This is a genomic window from Heyndrickxia sp. FW510-T9 (assembly GCF_058781025.1).
Genome location: NZ_JBYSWK010000058.1, coordinates 15,127 through 24,710, shown reverse-complemented (window position 1 = coordinate 24,710; position 9,584 = coordinate 15,127). Strand labels below are relative to the sequence as shown.

Annotated in this window: 8 protein-coding genes; 2 read left to right on the top strand and 6 right to left on the bottom strand. The window is 36.0% G+C overall.

All coding sequences use genetic code 11. The features are described 5' to 3' along the window. Together AC3WJF_RS20035 and AC3WJF_RS20030 are read left to right on the top strand one after the other, a co-directional pair. A partial coding sequence (locus AC3WJF_RS20035; protein WP_492455384.1) for an exosporium glycoprotein BclB-related protein occupies positions 1–750 on the top strand: 750 nt, incomplete at its 5' end. Positions 751–932: 182 nt separating this feature from the next. After that, positions 933–2,021 carry a tetratricopeptide repeat-containing glycosyltransferase family 2 protein gene (locus AC3WJF_RS20030; RefSeq protein ID WP_492455382.1) on the top strand — a complete coding sequence of 363 codons (1,089 nt, stop codon included), beginning with the start codon at positions 933–935 and terminating at the stop codon, positions 2,019–2,021. A 643-nt stretch (positions 2,022–2,664) separates the two neighbouring features. Here the strand turns inward: AC3WJF_RS20030 and AC3WJF_RS20025 are convergent. The 6 genes from AC3WJF_RS20025 to AC3WJF_RS20000 form a co-directional block, all read right to left on the bottom strand. Then, positions 2,665–3,420, bottom strand: a complete 756-nt coding sequence (locus tag AC3WJF_RS20025) for an exodeoxyribonuclease III (RefSeq protein WP_492455380.1) — start codon at positions 3,418–3,420, stop codon at positions 2,665–2,667. Positions 3,421–3,493: 73 nt separating this feature from the next. Further along, a complete protein-coding gene (locus tag AC3WJF_RS20020; protein WP_492455378.1) occupies positions 3,494–3,784 on the bottom strand; it encodes a hypothetical protein in 291 nt (96 codons plus the stop codon). A 16-nt stretch (positions 3,785–3,800) separates the two neighbouring features. Further along, positions 3,801–5,207, bottom strand: coding sequence for a radical SAM protein (locus tag AC3WJF_RS20015; protein WP_492455376.1), 1,407 nt, complete (start codon positions 5,205–5,207; stop codon positions 3,801–3,803). After that, positions 5,197–5,955, bottom strand: coding sequence for a prolipoprotein diacylglyceryl transferase (locus AC3WJF_RS20010; protein ID WP_492455374.1), 759 nt, complete (start codon positions 5,953–5,955; stop codon positions 5,197–5,199). The genes AC3WJF_RS20015 and AC3WJF_RS20010 overlap by 11 nt, the downstream gene beginning before the upstream one ends. A gap of 176 nt (positions 5,956–6,131) precedes the next feature. Next, positions 6,132–7,760 carry an APC family permease gene (locus AC3WJF_RS20005; RefSeq protein WP_492455372.1) on the bottom strand — a complete coding sequence of 543 codons (1,629 nt, stop codon included), beginning with the start codon at positions 7,758–7,760 and terminating at the stop codon, positions 6,132–6,134. A gap of 517 nt (positions 7,761–8,277) precedes the next feature. Beyond that, the gene (locus AC3WJF_RS20000; RefSeq protein ID WP_492455370.1) at positions 8,278–9,021 is read right to left on the bottom strand and encodes a YqcI/YcgG family protein; all 744 of its coding nucleotides are present in this window, start codon (positions 9,019–9,021) and stop codon (positions 8,278–8,280) included. Positions 9,022–9,584: the final 563 nt, after the last annotated feature.

Below are 9,584 nucleotides of genomic sequence, written 5' to 3'. Positions count from 1 at the left end.
GGTGTTACCGGTCCTACTGGCGATACCGGCGCAACTGGGGTTACTGGACCTACTGGCGTTACTGGCGCGACTGGTGCTACCGGTCCTACTGGCGATACTGGCGCGACTGGTGCTACCGGTACTACTGGAACTACTGGCGCAACTGGTGCTACCGGAGTTACTGGACCTACTGGCGATACTGGTGCTACCGGAGTTACTGGAACTACTGGCGCAACTGGTGCTACCGGAGCAAGTGCAATAATTCCTTTTGCATCTGGATTGCCCATTGCACTAACTACTATTGCGGGTGGCTTGGTTGGAACAACAAGCCTTATTGGATTTGGGAACTCTGTAACCGGAGTGACTATTCTTGGCAGTGGGCAAATAGATCTTACAGGTGCCGGAGGGACACTTTTGGATTTTGCATTTTCGATGCCTCGTAATGGTGTGATTACATCTATAACAGCCTACTTCAGTACTACCGCAGCTCTAAGTCTTGTGGGAAGTACGATAACAATAACAGCACAACTGTATGAATCCACGACGCCGAATAATATTTTTAGCCCTATACCAGGCGCTGTTGTCACATTAGCACCACCGCTTACAGGAACCCTTTCTATAGGTGCCATAAGCAATGGTCTAACTTCAGGATTGGCGATACCTGTGACGGCACAAACTAGCTTACTGATGGTCTATTCTGCAACTGCATCAGGTCTTTCACTTATTAATACAGTTGCTGGTTATGCAAGTGCTGGTGTTGCAATTAGTTAATTAAAAAGAGGGAAATATTTAATAATTTAAGTAAGCATTTTCGAAGTTTAATATTAAAAGAGCTTGAAAATCGTTTTCTTATAATGGTTTTCAAGTTTTTTTGAAGTTTAGTCTAAACCATATTTTATCTATATTCATAACTTAATGTGAGGAAAATTATTTCTTAAAGGAGCCAAACAGACTTGATTACTATAAGCCTTTGCATGATTGTAAAAAATGAAGAAGACACCATCCAAAGTTGTCTAGATTCTGTTAAACATCTAATAGATGAAATCATTATTCTAGATACAGGTTCAACCGATAAAACAAAAGAAATTGTATCTCCATATACAAACAATATTATCGATTTCCAATGGATTGATGACTTTGCTGCAGCACGTAATTTTGCATTTAGTCATGCCAAAATGGACTACATTTTTTGGTTGGATGCAGATGATGTTTTATTGGAAGATGATCAAACAAAATTTTTAGCATTAAAAGGTTCCCTTGATCCTTCTACTGATTCAGTCACCATGCAATATAATCTCGCATTTGATGGAGATGGGAATACCATATCCAGTCTGCGTCGTAATCGGCTTGTAAAGAGGCAAAACAACTTCAAGTGGTACGGTGCAGTACATGAGTATTTAGAAGTTTGGGGCAATATTTTACACAGCGAAGTTGCTGTTACCCACCGAAGAATTCACCATGATTCAGATCGCAATCTCACAATCTATGAAAACCGCCTTGAACGAGGTGAACAATTCAACCCAAGAGACCTGTTTTACTATGCTAACGAATTGTTAGATCATCATAGAATTTTCGGTGCAATAGAATACTATAAAAAATTTCTAGATACAAAAATTGGTTGGATAGAGGACTGTATTTCCGCTTGCGGAAAGCTTGCAGAATGCTTTAATTCAATAGGAGATCATGAGAGCGAAACTCATTTTCTTCTTAAATCCTTCGAGTACGACTCCCCTCGTGCCGATTTTTGCTGTAGATTGGGATACCGATTCCTACAAGAAAATCAGACCCAAAAGGCTCTTTTTTGGTACAAACTTGCTACACAACTTGAAAAGCCATCCGACCACATGGGAATAAGGAACTATGCATACTGGACTTGGCTTCCTCATTTGCAATTGTGTGTTTGTTACGACCGGTTAGGAAATCACGAACTAGCCTTTTCACATAACGAAATCGCCCGAAAGTATCAACCTGATCACCCAAGTATTCTTCACAATAAGCGTTATTTAGAGCCTCTTGTTCAACAAAATCAGTTAGATCCTTAAGTTATGAATGGTTACGAATTGCTGTACACAATATAGATATAGTTTTTATCGAGAATAATCTTTATTGAAATGTTTATTGCCTATGCTATCATCAAAATGTAATATTTATTACCATACTTGGTTTCTGAACAAGATCTAATGTCATAGCGTATAATTTTCACGTTTGACATCAGGACCAATATCGGAAGAATATAAAATAGATGCACAACCATAATATATTAAAAAAGTGAAATCGAGCGTTCGATTTCACTTTTTTTCCTTCCAGTAGCTAATTATATCAAAGCCTCTTTTAAACTATTTCAATATTTTTGTTTTGTCCTCTGTTTCAATCTGCATTTTTTCCAGTTCAAGCTTTAGTTTTTTTGTTTCCAATAAGTAGTTTTCATGCTTAAGTTTTTCTAATTCAAGCTGTTCTTTCATAAAATTAGTCTTTATTTTTGCCCTTTTCTAAAATGATCGGTAATAATCACAGCAATTGGAATAGAAAATGCTTAGATCGGAACAATGATCCAAATCAAACGATCACCTCATCTAAATTATCTAATTACTGATATACAATATACCGAAAATATCCGAAAAGACTTTAAGGGATAACAAAGAAAAAGGCACTTGATTGCTTTTTATCAATATAGTTCCCGAATGATTACAATTCAATATCCAGGAATACTGGGCAATGGTCACTTCCCATAATGTCAGGGTGAATTCCTGCATCGATTATTTTCTTCCCAATTCTTTCAGATGTGATAAAATAATCAATACGCCATCCAATGTTTCGCTCCCTTACCTTATTCATATAGGACCACCATGTATAAGCGCCTTCTTTTTCTGGATAAAGGTATCGAAATGTATCAAGGAATCCAGATTCGAGAAGGACTGTCATTTTGCCGCGTTCTTCATCTGTAAAACCAGAATTCCCCTTATTGGATTTCGCATTTTTCAAATCAATTTCCATGTGAGCGACATTTAAATCTCCGCATAGAATAATAGGCTTAATCGTATCTAACTCTTTTAAATAATCCAGGATTTTATCCTCCCATACCAACCGCTTATCAAGCCTTGCTAAATCGCGTTGCGAATTAGGAGTGTACACATTTATCATATAAAATTCTTCAAATTCTAAGGTAACAATTCTTCCTTCCGGCTCATATTCTTCCTTTTCAAATGCGTATTGGACTGATAGAGGCTTCCTTTTTGTAAAAATCGCAGTTCCGGAATAGCCTTTTTTCAATGCATAGTTCCAATACTGGTGATATCCTTCTAAATCCAATTCAATTTGGCCATCCTGTAATTTTGTTTCCTGAACACAAAAAATTTCTGCGTCTATTTCTTTAAAATAATCTAGGAATCCTTTTTTCACACAGGCTCTAAGACCATTTACATTCCATGATACTAGCTTCATTCAGATCTTCTCCTTTTTCTAGCTATCACTACTATACTATGAAAAAGGAGCATTTTTCATCTAATTACATCTATTAACGATTGTTTAATGAAAATATGACTAGTCCAAAGCAGGCGGAAACTAGTAAAATTACAATTCCTGCTAAAATTAACAAACCGATTCCTGTGTATTTTTTTCCCTTTGCAAAAAAGGAAATGATCGCAATCAGATGAACAATTGGGCCCACAAAAAATAGTTGGGAAGTCATCATCCCAAAAATGAAAGTAATGAAATAAATTCCTATCCCGATACCAATTCCTGCCCAAATACTTCCTTCTTTTTTTGGGTTAGTTGGCTTTTTTATCGAACTATCTTGATCTGTCATCTATTCACCCCTTTTGTCATCTTCCTGCTAATATTTCCTCTTGAATTTTCTTTAATTCTAGTTCTTTTTCATCTCTATAAAATAAATTATATGTGTCAAACGGAATGATTCTACCATCTGGATGGGCAATGTGAACACATGATTTTTTCACAGACCGCACATCAAAATTATGGGCATCCTGAAACTGCATGATAATGACACGAAAAACATTATCATAGCCGAGATCTCCTGGTAAGTTCACTTTAGGCAAACAGCATAACAGATCCTTTAACGACATAGCTGATGAATCCGGAGAATGATTTAGGGAAAATACCTTAAAGATCATATTGCGAATATTCTCATCTTGTTCGAATACGATCGTATTACGTTCCCCTTCCAGCAAAATTCGGTGATCAATCATCCCAGTTAACGGTGTCACTATACCATTCATTTTAAAGGCATATCCCATTGCCAATGAATCAGGATGACACGGAACAGGTACCATATCCTTTTCAGCAAATACACCGGATTGATCGATAATCATTTGTCTGACTTCACTTAAGGTTAAGCGATCGGTTGTAGGGTCAAAATCTTCTAATCTACCGGCACTTTGAATCGGCTGGAAGGTGACACCGCGAACACATTTTTGTTCTAAGCCATATTGAATGATTTTCCCAACTTCATGATCATTAAGACCCTTTTTCAGCGTAACTACTAATGTCGTAGAAATATTATGTTCGTTTAAATTGTCGATAGCTTTTTGCCTTACCTTTGTTAAGTCAACGCCACGTAATTCTTTTAACGCATCTGCTTCAAAACTATCAAACTGCAAATAAATTTCAAAGCCTGGTTTATATGCTGCAAGTTTTTTTACAAATTCTTTATCCCCGGCAATTTTCAACCCATTCGTATTTACCATGATATGTTTCACAGGTTTTGATTTTACCATGTCCAATATCTCAAAGAATTGCGGATGGATGGTTGGCTCCCCGCCGCTAATTTGAATAATATCTGGTTCCTTTTCATTTTCAACGATCGCGTTAAGCATGAATTCGATTAGTTCCAATGAGCGGAATGTGCCTTTATGCGGGGATGATTCCGCATAACAAATCGGACATTTCAAATTACACCTTTCTGTAATTTCTAATAGCGTTAGGCAGCTATGTTGTTCGTGATCAGGGCATAGTCCGCAATCATATGGACAGCCATATTTAATCGGTGTATTCCACCTATGCGGCATTTCAGATGGCTTAATAAAATCTCTGCACCATTTGTAATATTCGATATCAGTTGATATTAACACCTTTTCTTTTCCATGCTTCATGCATGTTTTCACCATGTATACATTGTCATTTTCAAAAATAATCTTTGCTTCTACCTTTCTTAAGCATTTGGAGCAAATACTAATCGTTAAGTCGTAATAAGTATATGGTCTATTTGGCATGCTGATTCTCCATTCCTTTATTGATAATCATTGATTTTTTCACTAGAAGTTGAATATAGTAAATGATTCCAAAAATGCAGGCAAGCTGAATATTATTTAAGTGAAAATAAGGATGTGGTGTCGGTTTAATAAAATCGATTATGACTCGAAAAGCTAAGTAACTCAGCATAAAAAGCTGAAACAAATATCCTTCCCACAAGACTAGCTGTTTTTTCTTAATGGTCATTAAAATAATGATGAGTAATAATAGAAACACAATTTCATAGATTTGGGTTGGATGGCGCTTCACTCCATCGCCAAAATCAATTCCGGTAAACCATGTTGTGGCAATTCCGTATGTATGATCATCGAGTCCAGTTAAGAAGCATCCAACTCTTCCAATCATCATTCCAACTGCTAAGGGCAAGACGAAATCATCGCCAGTGGAGTTTTTCCAACCAATGATTTTCTTTGCCGTCTCAACACCAATTAGACCGCCTAATAACCCACCTACAATGGTTTTCCCTTCCATCATATAGGTCAAGTTATTCCAATGGTGTAACGTTTTGATTGGATCTTCAAACCAATATACAAATTTGGCGCCTAGAGCAGCTCCAAAAATCGCCCCAACAATTATCCACATAGCTTTATCCATCGGTATTCGATTTTTATTTCGAGTATTTAAATAAACACGAAAACCAATAAAGTAGGATAAGGATTCAAATAATAAATGAGGGTGAATTCCAAAAATATAAACGGGAAAATGCATATAATGCTCCTCTTTTATGTTTTTCTTTGTAGCTTTTTAAAATATTATTCGATTAATTCCTCTTATATCCTGCTTTTACTTTCCTATATGAAATTTATTCCTATTACATTATTTGCATAGACAATACAATACAAAAAAACATCCGCAAAAATATTTTCGCGAATGTTTTAACCTTCCTATAAAACCTTCTTCATTTCCTGTTCAGAAGCATATGCCTCTTTATTCACTGCCTCCGCTTCTTTTAAATACTGGTTCTCCCAAGCACTTTTCACCCCCCAGAAATAAAAAATAATTGAAAGAACAACTAATAATACGAAATCCCAACCATATTTAATTACATTTATTCCACCAAACTTCTTACTCCCTAAATAAGAAAACAGCACCATCACGATTAAATACACAATCAACCAAATACTTGCTTTAAAATCTTTCCTAAAACCAATCCACTTATTTTTTACTTGATAATAGAAATAAAGCGGCAAACCGATAATCATAATTAACATTACTTCACCAGTTAGTGGCCATCTTGCCCAATATAAAATAAACGTTGCAAAGATAAACCCTAATGGAGCGATCATGGAAAGTCTTTTTATTTTTAATGGTCGATGAAAATGAACGCCAATTTTCCTCAGGGCAATCACGGATATCGGCCCGCAAATATAAGAAATGATGGTGGCGACTGAAATGATTTCTGCTAATGCTCCCCAGCCTCTAAACAAGATTAGAAAAATGAAACTGACTGCTAGATTGAAAAACATTGCAGGTCTCGGTACTCCATAAAAAGGATGAATTTTACCAAATACCTTAGGGAAATATCCATTTTCCTCCATTCCATAAATCATCCTTGCAGTTGTGGCGGTATAAGTAGTACCAGTTCCTGAAGGGGAAACAAATGCATCTAAATACAGGACAATTGCTAACCAATTAATCCCGAGTGTTATCGCAAGGTTTGCAAACGGAGAACTAAATTGAATCGAACCCCATCCTTTTGCGGCTAATGATGGATCTACAGCGCCAATAAACGTAATTTGCAAAAGTACATAAATAATTACGGAAATGATAAGAGATCCAATAATTGCAATTGGAATCGAACGATTTGGATTTTTTGCTTCGCCAGCCATGTTAATAGGACTTTGAAAGCCATTAAACGAAAAGACAATACCTGAAATTGCCACAGCCGTAAAAACTCCTGACCAGCCATTAGGGGTAAAGCCCTGAGATGGAAGATGAAAGTTACTAGGGTGAAAACCAGCTGTTATTAGTCCAATAATCGTCAATAATGGTATGACGATTTTAAAAACCGTAATTAAATTGTTTGCTTTGGAGAATAATTGCACTGTCCAATAATTTAAAAAGAAATAAATCAGTAAAAGCACAATGACGAGAGTAATACCAAAGAGCGTTAAATCATTTCCATTCATAAGTGATTTAGTCCAGGCAAACGGCCAAGAATGCATGTATTGAATCGAGGCAGTTGCCTCTGTAGGGATAACGGATACGATCGCAATCCAGTTAGCCCATGCAGCAATAAAGCCGACGAAGGAGCCATGAGTATATTGCGCATAGCGAACCATTCCCCCAGACTCCGGAAACATAGAACCAAGTTCAGCATAAGTGAGTGCAATGAAAAGGATAACAATCATTCCAATAATCCATGAAAATATTGCAGCAGGTCCGGCAATTCCTGCCGCCCTCCAAGCACCAAATAACCATCCTGATCCAATGATAGAACCTAATCCAGTCATCATTAAACTGAATGTACCTATGCTTCTTTTAATAGAACTCATATATGATACCCCTTTCATATAACTTAACTTGTAAATCGTTATTCTGTAATAGTTTTCAGTTTATTTACCCATTTTTTAAAATAATAAAACTTTCGTACGATATTATGTCGCTATAATATCTAATAATCGAAAGTCATAGGACTAATTTTCTTCTACAAATTATTTCCCGAAATTTAACCCAAAGACAAATAAACTCATAAAATAGCAAATTATTTATCCTGAAAATCTATAAGTGAGATCCAATTCACATAAGAATAAACACAATTTCGCACAAAACTTCACAATAAAAATGACAAAAAGAGCTCGGATAGTTCCAAGCCCTTTTTTCAAGAAATATTATTTTCTTCAATGAAAGCCTATTTAGTTGGCCAAACTAAATTAGCATTTCTAAGTAGATAACTTGAGTGTCGCCTATCTTTTAATTTTATTACGAATCAATACAAACTATTTCGAATGATTTACTCATCAAATAATGATTACTATAATCAGATGTGCTATTTAAAGCCTGAATAATGAAAAAATACCTACTTTGATTTTAGGTATTTTTATTCTTATAGAACTTCTTAAATGGACAGGATGGTAAGGAAGTATCATCATCTCGCAAATAATATTGCTTCCATTCATAGTTATCATTTTGACCGTACCATTTTAAATCTGGATGTGGCGGGGTATTATCATAATCCACCAAACGAGCTCGTATCATTTTTTTCATTTTATTTGCTTTAGCTATAGAAGAACTAAACTCATCTAGTACCCACCTTGGAGTAATTGCTAGCATAAAGGTCGGAAAATGTCTGCTCTTTCTTTTTTCATGTGCTGGTGTTGCACAATAGATAAAATACCGTTCATTATGAAAGCAATATTCCCAGGTTGAATCATGTGGATCAGGGGAAATCGTTTCAACCCAATCCTCCTCATCTAATACACTTACACGGTTTAACAGCTCCCAGAAAAGCTGTTCAAAATCATTTACTGTGTAACTATTTTGCAAATCCAGCGGCGTCTCAAAAAAGACAATAAGCGCTGTATATACTCCCATATCTTTTGATACTTTACCATAGCTTTTTAATAGATTAGCCAGATCAAGCGATGCTTTATTATTCCTCGGATCTGGCGCAAATCCAAATCTCATTTGATTTAATTTGTATCCTTGATAAGCTGGAATACATGGGAATTTTAATGTTTTATGTGTAATTTTTTCATCAAAAGCAAGAAAAGCATCTCGTTGCCACTTGTCCAATGGGGCTAAGAAAATATCTTGATCATATAGTTTCACCATAGGCACATACCTCCTCCTTTAACTTATTAAAAGTTAAGGGATTGGGTGACTGTCCGATATTTTCGGAAAAACTTATATATCTATTTTCTTCCTTTTTTATATTTTTAGAAATTTGGACAAGCTTGGATATTTACATGGTAGTTCCTAAAGGACAAACTTGGTTTGATCCTCTGGTGAAGTGTCCTTTTGAATGGTTCTAAAGGACATGTTTGCTTTGTTTCTCTAGTGAAGTGTCCTTTTGAATGGTTCTAAAGGACAAATTTGCTTTATTTTCCTAGTGAAGTGTCCTTTTGGATAGCTCTAAAGGACATGTTTGCTTTATTTCTCTGGTCAAGTGTCCTTTTGATTGCCTCTAAAGGACAAGTTTGTATTAATTCACTGGTGAAGTGTCCTTTTGAATGGTTCTAAAGGACATGTTTGCTTTGTTTCTCTGGTGAAGTGTCCTTTAAACTTACTCATAAGGACACATTTGCTTTGTTTCTCTAGTGAAGTGTCCTTTTGATTGCCTCTAAAGGACATGTTTGCTTTGTTTCTCTAGTGAAGTGTCCTTTTGATTGCCTCTA

Coding starts and splice junctions, on each gene's coding strand:
- AC3WJF_RS20025 (WP_492455380.1), bottom strand. CDS start 3,420: ATGAAGCTAGTATCATGGAATGTAAATGGTCTTAGAGCCTGTGTGAAA.
- AC3WJF_RS20005 (WP_492455372.1), bottom strand. CDS start 7,760: ATGAAAGGGGTATCATATATGAGTTCTATTAAAAGAAGCATAGGTACA.
- AC3WJF_RS20015 (WP_492455376.1), bottom strand. CDS start 5,207: ATGCCAAATAGACCATATACTTATTACGACTTAACGATTAGTATTTGC.
- AC3WJF_RS20000 (WP_492455370.1), bottom strand. CDS start 9,021: ATGGTGAAACTATATGATCAAGATATTTTCTTAGCCCCATTGGACAAG.
- AC3WJF_RS20020 (WP_492455378.1), bottom strand. CDS start 3,784: ATGACAGATCAAGATAGTTCGATAAAAAAGCCAACTAACCCAAAAAAA.
- AC3WJF_RS20010 (WP_492455374.1), bottom strand. CDS start 5,955: ATGCATTTTCCCGTTTATATTTTTGGAATTCACCCTCATTTATTATTT.